This window comes from Paenarthrobacter sp. 4246, from assembly GCF_040546855.1.
Classification (GTDB): domain Bacteria; phylum Actinomycetota; class Actinomycetes; order Actinomycetales; family Micrococcaceae; genus Arthrobacter.
The window spans coordinates 329,067-341,865 of sequence record NZ_JBEPOP010000001.1; the positions used below are offsets into that span (position 1 = coordinate 329,067).

Below are 12,799 nucleotides of genomic sequence, written 5' to 3' on the forward strand. Positions count from 1 at the left end.
CTCGGCGCTTTGGAAGCCCCCAAAGCCCCGAGAGCTAACCCCTCGCTGTCAGGACCTGGCCCACTGCAGCCGAAATGGCCGCCTTTATCCGGGCATGGAGATCCCGCAGGCCTGTCCGGTTTACGCGCACCTCCACAATGGTGCGCCCCTTGAGCGGCGCCTTGAGCGCCGAGGCAAGTTCCGCCGTCGTACTTACCGCTTGATGTCCGACGCCGTACGCCGCCGCGAGTGCCGCGATGTCCACTGAATGCGGGGTACCAAAGAGGCGTTCGACGGCGGTGCCGTAGGCGCCTGAGTCCTCAACGGCCCCGTGCTCGAGGAGGCTGAAGATGGCACCGCCGGCGTCGTTGAGCACCACGATGCGGAGGTCCGGCACGGGTTCGCCGTGGCCGAGGAGCAGTCCCCCGGCGTCGTGGAGGAAGGTGACATCGCCCAGGAGGACCGTCGTTTCGCGTCCGCTGCCCAAGGCAATACCTGTGGCTGTGGCGATGGTGCCGTCGATGCCGGCGAGGCCACGGTTGGCGTAAACACTGGCAATCGGTCCGGTGTGGGGCTGTCCGGCGAGGTCGACGTCGCGGATGCCGTTGGAGGACCCTAGCACCAGCTGTCCGCGGGAATGCTCCCACACGGCGGCCCCGACGGACGGGCCACTGGCAAGGGTCTCCCCCGCGAGCACTCCATCCAAGCCGTGTTGCGCAGCGGCGCCGGCGAGGAGCCAGGAGTCCAACCATTCGGCGGACCCGCGGCCGGCGAATTCTGCAAGCTCGGGAAGGGTTTCGATGGGCACTTCGCGGCGACGGCCAGCCTGGTACCAAGCAACAGGAACGGGTTGGTAGATGGCTGTCTCTACTGATTCGCGTGCCAGCAAGGCGGCCACGGGACGGGACAGAGTGGCGCGGCCAAACAAGACTACGCGTTCGATCGGAGATGGTGATTGGGGCCCGAAGTGCTCCAGCAACACGCGGTACGGTCCCACTGCGTTCGGGCCGAAGCGTGCATTGGACGACGGCTCAGCGAGCAGGGGCAAGCCATGGGCACGGGCGAAGGCCTCGGCCACAGGGCCAGCATCGTGGCCTGCGAGGACCACGGTGCGTCGCTCGGGGAGTTCCCTGGATGCTTCCGGGAGAACCAGTGCCTGAGGGCCGGCGTCGTAATGAAATACGCCATGTCCCTCAGCGGTCGGGAGCGCGTCGCCGTCGGCTGGCACCAAGGGGTCACGAAAGGCAAGATTCACTTGGACAGGGCCTGGCGGGGTGTCCTCGAGGGCACCGGTCGCTGCGTACAGCGCCGTGGCAACAGCTTTTTGGGGATGGTCGCCCGCGGCAACGTCGACGGCGAATCTCACGTGATCGCCGAAGAGGTCCAGTTGGGTGGTGGTCTGGTTCGCCCCGGTTCCGTGGAGTTCTTCCGGGCGGTCCGCGGAAATAACCACCACGGGAACGGCCGAATGGTTGGCTTCCATGACGGCCGGCAGGAGGTTGCCAACAGCCGTGCCGGATGTGGTCACCACGGCAACAGGGGCCTCGGTGGAAAGTGCCAGGCCGAGCGCGGTGAATCCGGCGTCGCGTTCATCGATGCGCACGTGCAGCCGGACGCGGCCCGAAGCTTCTGCTTCAGCGAGGGCGTAGGCCATGGGTGCGGAGCGCGAACCCGGCGCCACCACCACGTGCCGCACACCGCCGTCGAGCAGTGCCGTAACGGCGATCCGGGCGGCACCAATGGATGTCAGAGAGTCCTGGGAAGTCACCGTCCCAGTCTATTGGCGCAGGCGAGCCCTCAATGTTCTCTCACATCCCGGCCCACATCGGACATCCCTCTCTCACATCCCGGCCCACATCGGACATCCCTCTCTAACTAGGGTGTCGCCGTTGTTCCGCACCTCGGGCGCTACCAGTTGTGGCGCAAGCCGCCAGGAACGCGGGAGGTGATAGAGCGTCCGGCTCAAACACGCGGGAGGTGACAGAGCGTCCGGCCCAAGCACGCGGGAGGTGATAGAGCGTCGGGGAATACAAAGTGCTCCCCCACCCGGCAACCCGGGCGGGAGAGCACTCGTCATGCGCAAGGTACAAGAACCTACTTTCGGAAGACCTGTACCACCGCGGGGCGGGGAGCCCGCGCAGCACCCGGAGCGGGCGTAGCTCCGGCCGGGACGTAGTCCGGGAAGAAGGAGTTCTGCGCCGCGAACGAGCCATCCTCACCTGGGTGCTGGACGGCGACGAACACGGTGCGTTCTTCGTCGTGGATGATCGGACCACAGGTTTCAGCGTCGCGGGGAACAGCAAGGAACTGCTCAACCTTGCCGCGTTCCGGTCCCTCAAGGGTGACCTTGAACAGACCGTCAGCGTAGCCAATGGTGCCGGGGGCGCCATCGGTGGAGATCCAGAGGTTGCCCACGGAGTCGAACGCCACGTTGTCCGGGCAGGAGATCGGCGAAACCTTGTCCGCCGGGAATCCGGAGAAGTACGTTGAGGTGTTCTTGGCGGGGTCACCGGCCACCAGCAGCAGGTTCCAGTTGAACTTGGTGCCCGTCTGCTCGCGGCCTTCGGTGATTTCCACGACGTGCCCGTCACGGTTGAGGGTGCGCGGGTTGACCTCGGTGGCCCCTTCCTTGCCCGGCTTGCCGCGGTCTGTGTTGTTGGTGCAGGCCACGTAGACCTTGCCGGTACGCGGATTGGGCTCAACATCTTCGCAACGGTCCATCTTGGTAGGCCCAACCTTATCGGCGGCCAGGCGGGTGTAGACCAGGACCTCCGGGACGGTCATGCCGGGAACTGCGGAGGTGCCGTTGACTACAAGGGGCAGCCATTCGCCGGTGCCGTCGAAGGCGCCGTCGGCGGGAAGCTTGCCGGTGCCATCGATGTCGGCAGGCGAATCGCCCGTGAACTTGGCAACGTAAAGGTCACCTTCGGAGAGCAGGTTCATGTTGTTCTTGCGGGCCTCGCGGGAGTCGCCGGCCTGGTACTTGCCCTTGGAGACGAACTTGTAGAGGTAGTCGAAGCGCTCGTCGTCGCCCATGTACGCCACTACCCGGCCGGACGGGGCAACAATGACGTTGGCGCCTTCGTGCTTGAAGCGGCCCATGGCGGAGTGCTTCTTGGGAGTGGAGGTGGGGTCGAACGGGTCAACTTCAACGATCCAGCCGAATCGGTTGGCCTCGTTGGCGTACCCGGAGTTGCGGGTATCGAAGCGTGGCTCGTCGAGTTCCCACTGGCGGGTGGTTGCCTTGGCGGAGAGACCGTAACGCTTGTCCCCGTCGCTGGTGCCGGGAGCGGCGAAGTAGCCGTTGAAGTTCTCTTCGCCGGAGAGGATGGTGCCCCAGGGGGTGGTTCCACCCGCGCAGTTGCCCAAGGTGCCCTTGATCCAGCGGCCTGCCGGATCATCGATCGTCTTGACCAGGTTGGTGCCTGCAGCGGCGCCCGTCAGTTCGTAGACAGTGTCCGTGAGGAAGCGGCGGTTCAGAGGTGCGCCCTGGACGTAGTTCCACGGCTTGTTCTTGTTCTTGCGCTCGAGTTCCACCACGGCGAGGCCATGCCCGGCCCGGCCGATGGCCCGTGCCTCTGCGGGGTCGAAGCCTACGGGCAGCATGATGTTCTCGTTGGTGTACTCGTGGTTGCTGAAGAGCACGGCACGGCGATCCTTGGAACCCGGGATAGGCAGGATGTCCGTGTAGTCGTTGTTGTACCCGAACTGGCGGGCCTGGGCTGCGGCAGTCTGCGCATTGAGGTCAAAGGCAGGCGAGTCGGCAAAGAGGGGGTCGCCCCAGCGGATGACCGGCTTCCAGTCGAAGCCCTCGGGCACGGTGAAGGCATCCACCGCTGCATCTACCGGCTTGATGGCGGTGAACTTGAGCTTGGACTTGTCGAAGCCCTTCTTGGCAGCATCGGAGAGTCCGTTTCCCGGGTCGGCCACGGCGGCGTCGCCACCGGTCACGGCACCACCGAGCACGATAGCGAGCGCTCCTGCGGCACCGAGGCCCAGTGCGGCACGCCTGGACATGGCTGTTGAAGCGATATCGCGGAAGTAGCCGTTGGCGCTGGTGTTGCAGACATCGCCAGAGCAGGCATTGTCGCACTTCAAAGCACAGGTAACCGCGCTGCGCTTGCCCTTGGTGTGGCCGAGCATGGGGAGCAGCGGAAACGTGCGTCCGGTGGTTTCAGACATGGGGAAGACCTTCCAGAGGTGTACGAGGTTCCCGCTGAGCCTTTCAGCGGAAACCGAATCTGAGAGGTCTCTCCGGTTAAGAAACGGTGAACAAAGGATGCTGGTTTCCCGCCAGGACTGCATGCACCCTTCGAAGCCGGTCCAGCCACCAGTCCCTACGTTCCGCCGAGGCCGCGTACTCCTCCAGCAGCCCGGGATCGGCGACAGCCTCGCGGACGTGGATGGCGCCGTCGTCGGCCACCAAGGGGTCCAGCGTAATATCCGAGGCAAACAGCGATACGGTGCCAAGTCCGCAAGCGTAGGGCAGCGAGGGCAACGCGGCTGCGAGCGCCAGTCCAGCGCGGATGCCCACGGAGGTATCCAGAGCAGAACTGACGACGGCGGGCAGCCCGGCTTGCTCCACGATGTCCAGTGCCCGCCGGACTCCCCCGAGTGGAGCAACCTTGACCACAATGAGGTCCGCGGCGCCTGCCCTGGCTACCCGAAGGGGATCGTCTTCCTTGCGTACGCTCTCGTCCGCAGCGATGAGGACCGGCGTCCCAGCGTCAGTGAGCCGACGGCGGACCTCGGCCAGGCCCTCAATGGTGGGTACGGGCTGCTCGGCGTACTCAAGACCGACAGCCGAGAGCTTGCCCAGCGCCTTCACTGCCTGCTCTACGTCCCATCCTCCGTTGGCATCCACGCGGATGGCGGCCTCCGGCAAAGCATCACGTACTGCGTTTACCCGCGCAACGTCGTCCCTCAGCGACTGCCCGCGCTCGGCAACCTTGATCTTTACCGCGTCCACCCGCCCGAACTGCGTTAGCACCTCCGGGACGCGCTCTGCTGTAACGGCAGGAACTGTCGCGTTGACCGGGATGGTGTCCCTGAGCTGAGAGGGGAAACCAAGCCACCCAGCTTCGAGGGCGGCGGCCAGCCAACGGGAGGATTCGTCGTCGTCGTATTCGGGGAAGGGGCAGAACTCGCCCCAGCCCGTGGGCCCGCGCATAAGGAGCGTCTCGCGCTCCATGATGCCGCGGAACCTCACGCGCATGGGGAGAGAGACCACATGGGCCGAATCGAGAAGTTCTTCGAGTGGGGGAAGCGCAGGCATAGTGCCACTGTACCGGCGGCCTTCTGACCCTTTCGTCGGTCTTTCCGGCTATGTGGACAAGCTACCCAGACCAGTAGTTCCGGACCCTGCCCAAAGCCTCCCCCAGTTGGACGCCGGACAATTCAAGGGAACTTTCCGGCAGTCCCAACGCCTCCCACCGGGCCACCAGCGTTGTGTCCCCTTCCAGCGGCAACGGCCACAACCAGTAGCGGCCGGTGAACTGGACGTAATCTCCGTTGTTGCTTCCTCCGCCTCCACCCAAGGCTGTCAGCACCGGCCCAGTGACGTCGTCGGTGTCCTCGAACGCCGCCGGTCCGTGGATGGCAGCGACCGCCTTGCGTCCGTCCGCAAAAGCGACCCCTAGTTCCAGCCCCGTCCTGGAGTCCAGGCTGGAGCGCGGATTGTTGTAGCACTCCTCTACGATCTCCCGCCATTCCTGCTCGGATTCATCCATGCGTCGAACAGACCACACCAAGTCCAGCAGGCAACCCGTGGAGTAAACCTCCACCAGTTTCAGCGCCACCACCATCCGTTGGCTCTGATAAACAAACCCGCCACCGGGAACCACCCCTGGCAGTTCGTCCGACGGCGGCCCGGCCCACCCCGGCCTGAGCGGCTGCGGTTGACGTGCCTCTTCGGGAGGCTCGGGGAGGTCGTCGAAGAAGCTCATAAACCACTCATACACCACCTCACAGGCGCTGGGGAGAGGCCCATGGCAACCGAGAGACAGCAATCGCGATATTCTCGGAAGACGACTCAATGTGGGGGAGATATGACTCAATCAACACCCGGTTCCGCGACGCCTCCCGGCTGGTACCCGGACCCTTCGGACCCCCGGCTGGTGCGCTGGTGGGACGGCCGCGCCTGGACGGCCCACCAGGCTCCCCACCAGGCTCCGCAGCAGATGCAGTACCAACCGGTTTTCAAGGCTCCGCGTACCCCGATCAGCGAGCAAACACCGGTCTATAACCCTTTCATTTGGGCCATCACCTTGCTGCCCTTGGTCTCGGTATTGTTCATGCTTACCTGGCAGCCGGAGTTCCGCGTCATCACCACGCGTCAAGGCGTCACCACCCTTGACCCCTTCTCGATCTATACGCCGGGGTACTTCCTGCTGATGGCATCGAGCTTGGTGATCTATGGCCTTTCGGTGTTCTTCGCGTACCTGGACTATCAGCGGTTGGCGAGGTCCGGCGTCGTACGTCCCTTCCACTGGGCCTGGACGTTCCTGAACTCGGCGGTCTACGTGATTGGCCGTTCGGTGATCGTCAATAAGGTGGCGGCCAAGCGCGGGCTGTTGCCGGTGTGGATCACCATCGCCGTCTTTGTGATCAGCATGGTGGTGGCCGGCATTTGGACGTCCACCATGATGCAGACCATGATGTCGTCCTTCGGCTCGTCCATGAACACGTAGCGCCACAGGGAAACCTCACACGAGTTAGGTAGACTGCTGTCAACGACCGGAAGGACACTCCCATGAACCGCAAGGCCACTGCGTTGGATGTCGCCAAGCGCGCCGGTGTGTCCAGAAGCGCGGTCTCGCTGGTCCTGAACGGCCGCGGCGATGGAAATGTGGCCAAGGAAAGCCAGGACCGGATCCGGGCAGCAGCGCTGGAACTGAACTACTCTCCCAACGCGATCGCACTCAGCCTGCGCAACCAGCGTTCACGGGTGATTGGCATCCTGTCCGATGAAGTGGTGGTCAGCCCCTTCGACGGCAACATCATCGGCGGCGCGGATGACATCGCCCGCAGCCGCGGCTTTGTCACAGTTGTCATGGACACCGAGCGGGACAGCGCCCGGGACGCCGGCGCCATCGAGACCCTTCTGGACCGGCAAGTGGATGGGCTCATGTACGTCACTGTGGGCTTGAAACCGATCGACGTTCCACAGGGCATGCTCCGTGTACCGTCCGTGTTGGCCAACTGCTACGACGCCCTCCCCCAGCCGCAGCTGCACCACGTTATTCCGGATGAAGTTACCGGCGGCCGCGAAGCTGCCGAGCACTTGCTGCAACTGGGTCACCGGGACATCGCACTGCTGGCAGGAGATGAAGACTCACCGGCCGCGCCACTCCGCGTTCAGGGGTACCGGGATGCGCACGCAGCGGCCAACGTTCCGCTACGGAGCGACCGGATTTTCATGGCCGGCTGGGATATCGATGCCGGCTACCGCGGCGCCATGAAACTGCTCGACGGCGTGTCCCCGGCTGAACGTCCGACGGCCATCATGTGCGCGAACGACCGACTGGCCGTCGGGGTAACGCTTGCGGCTGCACGGCTTGGGCTCAGTGTCCCCGGTGATCTTTCCGTCATGGGCTACGACGACGAAACCCGGATCGCGGACACCATGGTCCCGGCACTCACCACCATGGCGTTGCCGCTGCGGGAGATCGGCCGCGCCGCCATGACCACGCTGCTGGACGCCATTGAGGGAACCGACACCACAGGAAAGGGAACCACCGTGGAAACGATGGTCCCCTGCCGCCTCGTCGTCCGGGAATCGACCGGCCCCGCGCCCACGCGCTGAGACCCCGCGTTGGGGGCCCGCGTTGCGAGGCCCACTCTGCGCCCTAAACCGGGCACCAACCAAGCAAAGCAGGCCCCACAACACAGAACACTCACGTTGCGAGGCCCACTCTGCGCCCTAAACCGGGCACCAACCAAGCAAAGCGGGCCCCACAACCAGCGCACGACGCCGGCCTGCCGCCTATTCGGGAAGGCTCAACTGCCACACGTCGGCAGTTGCGCCGTCGGGCAAGGTGAGCTGCCATTCCTCCCCCGGGGCCGGGTAGGCCCGAAGGGTGGTGGCGACGGAACCGACACGATATACCTCCACGAGGGAAGCGTCGATGAAGATCCGGAGCTCCTCCCCCGCAGCAAGGGAACCCGAGTAGACCATTTGAGCACCGGCACCCGAACCAAGCACCAGCTCCACGGAACCGGAAGCGCTACCCCGAACCAGTACCTCGGCAAACGCAGGCACAGCAACGGAGCCGGCCGCACCTTCAGCCACAGCAGCACCCCGGTACGCCTCAATCTCAGGCGCAGGAGTGACAGTCAGCGCCCCGTCGACTACAGACAGAACGCGGGGATGCGTCAGGACACCCGACCACCCGGCGTCGTCAATTTCTTCCTGGGTGCGGCCACGGCGACCGTCGCGCCCGGGGCCCTCGTTGGCCCACCCCCACAACAGCGCCGCAGGAGCAGGAACAGAAGCAGCAGCAGACCCCGCAGAGTAGGCCAGCTGCACAATCTGCGGTGCGTAGAAGTCACGGCCAAGATCCGCCTTCCCACCCGAGGCCGGGGCAAACACCGGCAACCCCGTGGCAGGATCCGCGGACAGGGAGCCGGTCAGGTATCCCACCCCGTTGGCGTGCTCGTGGTCGTCGCCGGAGAGCCACAGGGAGAACATCATGACCCAGGTGGAACCACCGGAAGAGAGAGGTACCTCCACCAGCTGCGGGCATTCCCAGATCTCGGCCGGCGTATGCTCAGCGGCCACAGGATCAGCAGTGGTCAGCCAGATCCCTTGGTACTGCCAGGAATCCATGTGGTCCACCGTGTACAGCAGCAAGGCCGCGCGCCCGTCGCAGAGCCCTGCACCCTGCATGGCATAGCGGGCACCGTTGAAGCGGAAGATGAAGGGGTCGCGGACGGCGGTTACCAGCGGATCCTCAGGCATGGACGCAGCCACGTGCCCGTTCTGCTCCCACGTCAACAGATCAGCAGAACCACGGGCGATCACCACTTGCGAGTGACCGCCGTGGTCCTTGATCCCGGAGTAAGCGGCGGTGGGCACGCCATCGTCCGAAGTCACTACGCCCGTCCAGCATCCGGCGGAGTCGGGCCCGCCCGCCTGGGGAGAAAGCGCCACGGGGTGCTCTTCCCAACGCACTAGATCACCAGAGCTCACATGCCCCCAGTTGATCTGCGAATGCCGCGCAGACGAGGGGTTGTACTGGAAGAACACGTGGTACCGGCCGTTGATGAAGCTGATGCCATTGGGATCGTTGATCCAGCCTAGCGCCGGCCTCGGGTGGAAGCGCGGGAATGCGGGATCCGGGTGCGTCGCCGCAAGAGCCAGAGAGGAAGAAAGTGCAAGGTCCGTCAACGGAACCCCTTTCAAAAGAGAGTGAAAACTATTTGCCCGTGCCCGCGGTGAGGCCGTCCTGCAGCGCGCGCTGGCCGAACATGAACACCACCAGCGCGGGAATCATGGACAGGACAACACCGGCCAGGACCACGGAAATGCTTCCGGTGCCGAGGTTGCCTTGAAGGGAGACCAAGCCCAGCGGGAGGGTGAAGTTCTGCTCGGAGATGGTCATGATGAGGGGCCTAAAGAACTCGTTCCAGTGGAAGTTGAACGCCAGGATGCCCACGATCGCCAGACCAGGCATGGCCAGCGGCGCATACACGGAGCGGAAGGTTCGCCACGGCGAGGCGCCGTCGATCGCGGCCGCTTCAGCGAGCTCACCCGGCAACCCCATGAAGTACTGCCGCATCAGGAAGGTACCGAACGCCGTCGGGATGGCCGGAATGATCAGCGCGAGCAGGGTGTCCGAGAGGCCCACGCCACGGATCAGCATGAACACGGGCACGATCGTGACCTGCGCGGGCACCATCATGGTGGCGAGCACGATCGAGAACAGGGCGCCCCGCCCCCGGAACTTAAGGTGCGCAAACGCGTAGCCAGCCAAGGCGGCCGTGATCATTTGCCCCACAGCGATCAGACCTGTGACCAGCGCGCTGTTCAGCACCAACAGCACGATGTTGAGCTGCTTGAACACCTGCTCGTAGGAGGTGAAATCCGGGTTCAGCGGAAGGAATGCGGGCGGCAGCTGGAAGGATTCCGACGGCGGTCGCAGCGACGTGGACAGCGTCCACAACACCGGGCCCAGGACGAAGACGGACGCGATCAGCAAGACGACGACGCGGACGGCCACTGACCAGTCGCGTTTCTTCCGCTTCACTACAGGCGCCGTGGTGGTGACACGTTCTTGAATGGTAGTCATGACGGGCCTTACTGGTAGAAGACGAATCGTTTGCTGAGCCGGAATTGCGCGGCGGTGATGGCCATGATGATGAGCGTCAGGATCACACCGATCGCCGAGGCCTCGCCGAACTCAAGTCGCTGGAATGCGGACTCGAAGATCACCATCACGGCTGTGCGCGTCGAGTCGCCGGGCCCGCCGCGGGTGAGGACATAAGGCTGGTCGAACACTTGCAGCGCGTTGATGATAGCCATGACCGAAGCCACCAGGGTGGTGGGGCTGAGCAGCGGCAGGGTCACGAACCAGTGCTTGCGCCAACCCGTGGCCCCATCAATCGACGCGGCCTCATACGTCTCCACCGGAATAGAAGCCAGTCCACCAATGAACAGGAGGAACGAGAACCCGAAGTTCTGCCACACATAAACAAGAATCACGACGGCGGCAGACCCGGTTGGCGTCGTCAGCCACGGGACCGCTGGGATGCCAACGATGGAAAGCAACCAGTTCACCACGCCGAATTGCTCGTTAAAGAGGTAGCGCATGAAGATCGATACCGACGCCGCGGACAGGATCAGCGGGAAAAAGAAGGCAGAGCGGAAGAACACCCTGAGCCAGGCCGGGAGCTTCTCCTGCACCATGATCGCCAGGCCCAGCGCCAGCCCGAGCTGGAGGGCTACTGCCACCACCACGAACACGATGGTGTTCAGGAACGAGACACGGACCGTGGGGTCTTGGACCACCTCAGCGAAGTTATCGAAACCCACGAACGTTGGCGCTGAGATGATGTCCCAGCGGAAGAATGCGAGCGCAATCGAGGCGACAATCGGCAGAAGGGTAAAAATACCCATGCCCACAATGGTCGGGGCCAGGAAGGCCCACGGCAGCCAGCGTTGTTGGACGCGGCCGCGCCTGGATCCTTGTCCGTTCTTAGGGGCGGTCTGGCGACGGCCCGGCTCGCTCCCCGTGCCTGTAGGAGTACTGGTGGCGGTGCTCATGGCTGCCTCCTCAGGGCAATTTCGAGGTCACGCTGCATGGAGGTCAGGGCGTCTTTGAGTTGGCGCTCGTCCCCACTGACGGCCAGGCTGACATTTTTCATGAGGGCGGTTTCGACGGCGGCCTGCTGGGGTGGCGCTGGAATGGGCCCTGTGGTGGGGAACTTGTCCAGGGTGTCGTAAAAGACCTTCCAGTTCCGTGGACCGGTTCCTGAGTAAAGCTGTTCGTTGACCATGGACCGCCGGGCGGGTGTGGTGTTCGGTGTGGGGAAGACGATCTGCATGGCTTCGCGGCTGGAGCTGAACTTCACCCATTCCCAGGCTGCGTCCTTGTCCTTGGCGGTCTTCATGATGGCGTAGCCTGCGGTGCCAAACTGGTGGCGCTGGCTCCTCCATTTCGGGAAGAACTGGACGTCGAAGTCGTTCTCTGTCATCCCTGCTTCGTGGAGGCCTTGGACCCAATAGCCGCCCGCCGGCGTCGTACCTATCCTGTTGGAGGCGAAGAGGCCGATCAGTGCGCTGCCGCCGCCTTCCTCCGGTCGGACACCCAGTCCGTCCTTGACCAGTCCGCGGAGGTAGTCGAAGGATTCGAAGACCCGGGGATCATCGGCGTTGGGTTCCAGCCACTGGTAGCCGCCGGAGCGGAGGCTGCGTGAGGGGTCGTTGGCGTAGAAGCCGTCCCACAGCCATTCGCCGCCCGGGGACTTGGTTTCCTTGAGGAAGCTGGTGTCATTGGCATAAAGCCACGGCACCACTCCACCGAAGAGACGGTTGGTCCAGTAATAGGGGGTGAAGTCCTTGGGGTTGGCCTTCTTCATGGCAGCGAGGGTGCTGCGGAAGTCGGTGTGCGTCCAGTTATCGGAGGGCCGCTCCAGTCCCGCTTTAGTGAGCGCAGCGGTGTTGTAGTACATGTTGGCGGCGTTCCAGTCGATGGGGAGCTGGAACAGGCTGCCTTTGTACATGAATGCTTCCACCAGGCTGGGGTGGACGTCCTCGAAGTATTCCTTCATGTGGTCCGCGTCCCGGCGGAGGTACTCATCCAGCGGATGGGCGAGCTTTTCTGCGAAGAGCTGGGCGCCTTCCGTGGCCACGTAAACCACATCCGGCGGGGTGCCTGCTGCCACCATGGTGAGAATCTTGGTGAAGAAGTCCTTCCAGTCCACAGCCTGGATCGCCTGGACCTTGACCTTTATTTCCGGGTGGACTTTAGCGAAAGCGTCAATGACCTTCTGGCGGGCTGCGGCGTCCGCGGCGGTGCCCATGATGGCGATGCTGAGGCTGCTGTCCCCACGGCCTGGAATATCGGCCCCGGTCAGGCGCGGCCACGACGCCGCGGTGACTCCAACAATTCCTGCGCCGAGGGCTGTGAGGGCACTTCTACGTGTGAATTCACGCAAAGCTCCATTGGTTCCCGACATGTAGATTTCCTTCCCTAACACGTGTTAGGAAGCCTAAACCTGTCACCTAACACGTGTCAACCATCACAGGAATGTTGCAGGGATCTCACTTCGCCCCGCCACGCTAAGGCCGAGCTCACACCGGCCTTACAGAGAACTGTGG

At 63.9% G+C, this 12,799-nt stretch carries 10 protein-coding genes; 2 read left to right on the top strand and 8 right to left on the bottom strand.

What is annotated here, in order from left to right:
• Positions 1-34 precede the first annotated feature (34 nt).
• The 4 genes from menD to ABIE35_RS01580 all read right to left on the bottom strand — a co-directional run bounded on the left by menD (position 35) and on the right by ABIE35_RS01580 (position 5,924).
• On the bottom strand, positions 35-1,747 hold the full coding sequence (gene menD / locus ABIE35_RS01565) for a 2-succinyl-5-enolpyruvyl-6-hydroxy-3-cyclohexene-1-carboxylic-acid synthase (RefSeq protein ID WP_354512123.1): 1,713 nt from the start codon (positions 1,745-1,747) through the stop codon (positions 35-37).
• A 326-nt stretch (positions 1,748-2,073) separates the two neighbouring features.
• On the bottom strand, positions 2,074-4,161 hold the full coding sequence (locus ABIE35_RS01570) for a PhoX family protein (protein WP_354512124.1): 2,088 nt from the start codon (positions 4,159-4,161) through the stop codon (positions 2,074-2,076).
• 76 nt (positions 4,162-4,237) lie between these two features.
• Positions 4,238-5,254 (bottom strand): o-succinylbenzoate synthase, encoded by a 1,017-nt coding sequence (locus tag ABIE35_RS01575; protein WP_354512125.1) that lies wholly within the window; start codon positions 5,252-5,254, stop codon positions 4,238-4,240.
• A 61-nt stretch (positions 5,255-5,315) separates the two neighbouring features.
• Complete coding sequence (locus tag ABIE35_RS01580; protein WP_354512126.1) at positions 5,316-5,924, bottom strand: hypothetical protein; 609 nt, start codon at positions 5,922-5,924, stop codon at positions 5,316-5,318.
• A 102-nt stretch (positions 5,925-6,026) separates the two neighbouring features.
• Here ABIE35_RS01580 and ABIE35_RS01585 point away from each other — a divergent pair, with 102 nt between their 5' ends.
• The gene (locus tag ABIE35_RS01585) at positions 6,027-6,668 is read left to right on the top strand and encodes a DUF2510 domain-containing protein (protein WP_354512127.1); all 642 of its coding nucleotides are present in this window, start codon (positions 6,027-6,029) and stop codon (positions 6,666-6,668) included.
• 62 nt (positions 6,669-6,730) lie between these two features.
• Positions 6,731-7,783, top strand: coding sequence for a LacI family DNA-binding transcriptional regulator (locus ABIE35_RS01590; protein WP_354512128.1), 1,053 nt, complete (start codon positions 6,731-6,733; stop codon positions 7,781-7,783).
• Positions 7,784-7,963: 180 nt separating this feature from the next.
• On the opposite strand, the gene ABIE35_RS01595 is transcribed toward ABIE35_RS01590, so the two are convergent.
• Genes ABIE35_RS01595 through ABIE35_RS01610 form a run of 4 tightly spaced genes read right to left on the bottom strand, consistent with a single transcriptional unit; the run spans position 7,964 to position 12,657 of the window.
• Positions 7,964-9,367, bottom strand: a complete 1,404-nt coding sequence (locus tag ABIE35_RS01595) for a glycoside hydrolase family 32 protein (RefSeq protein ID WP_354512129.1) — start codon at positions 9,365-9,367, stop codon at positions 7,964-7,966.
• A gap of 28 nt (positions 9,368-9,395) precedes the next feature.
• A complete protein-coding gene (locus tag ABIE35_RS01600) occupies positions 9,396-10,268 on the bottom strand; it encodes a carbohydrate ABC transporter permease (protein WP_354512130.1) in 873 nt (290 codons plus the stop codon).
• A gap of 8 nt (positions 10,269-10,276) precedes the next feature.
• A complete protein-coding gene (locus tag ABIE35_RS01605; protein WP_354512131.1) occupies positions 10,277-11,242 on the bottom strand; it encodes a carbohydrate ABC transporter permease in 966 nt (321 codons plus the stop codon).
• The gene (locus ABIE35_RS01610; RefSeq protein ID WP_354512132.1) at positions 11,239-12,657 is read right to left on the bottom strand and encodes an ABC transporter substrate-binding protein; all 1,419 of its coding nucleotides are present in this window, start codon (positions 12,655-12,657) and stop codon (positions 11,239-11,241) included. The genes ABIE35_RS01605 and ABIE35_RS01610 overlap by 4 nt, the downstream gene beginning before the upstream one ends.
• Positions 12,658-12,799: the final 142 nt, after the last annotated feature.

Coding starts and splice junctions, on each gene's coding strand:
- ABIE35_RS01570 (WP_354512124.1), bottom strand. CDS start 4,161: ATGTCTGAAACCACCGGACGCACGTTTCCGCTGCTCCCCATGCTCGGC.
- ABIE35_RS01575 (WP_354512125.1), bottom strand. CDS start 5,254: ATGCCTGCGCTTCCCCCACTCGAAGAACTTCTCGATTCGGCCCATGTG.
- ABIE35_RS01580 (WP_354512126.1), bottom strand. CDS start 5,924: ATGAGCTTCTTCGACGACCTCCCCGAGCCTCCCGAAGAGGCACGTCAA.
- ABIE35_RS01585 (WP_354512127.1), top strand. CDS start 6,027: ATGACTCAATCAACACCCGGTTCCGCGACGCCTCCCGGCTGGTACCCG.
- ABIE35_RS01590 (WP_354512128.1), top strand. CDS start 6,731: ATGAACCGCAAGGCCACTGCGTTGGATGTCGCCAAGCGCGCCGGTGTG.
- ABIE35_RS01600 (WP_354512130.1), bottom strand. CDS start 10,268: ATGACTACCATTCAAGAACGTGTCACCACCACGGCGCCTGTAGTGAAG.
- ABIE35_RS01605 (WP_354512131.1), bottom strand. CDS start 11,242: ATGAGCACCGCCACCAGTACTCCTACAGGCACGGGGAGCGAGCCGGGC.
- ABIE35_RS01610 (WP_354512132.1), bottom strand. CDS start 12,657: ATGTCGGGAACCAATGGAGCTTTGCGTGAATTCACACGTAGAAGTGCC.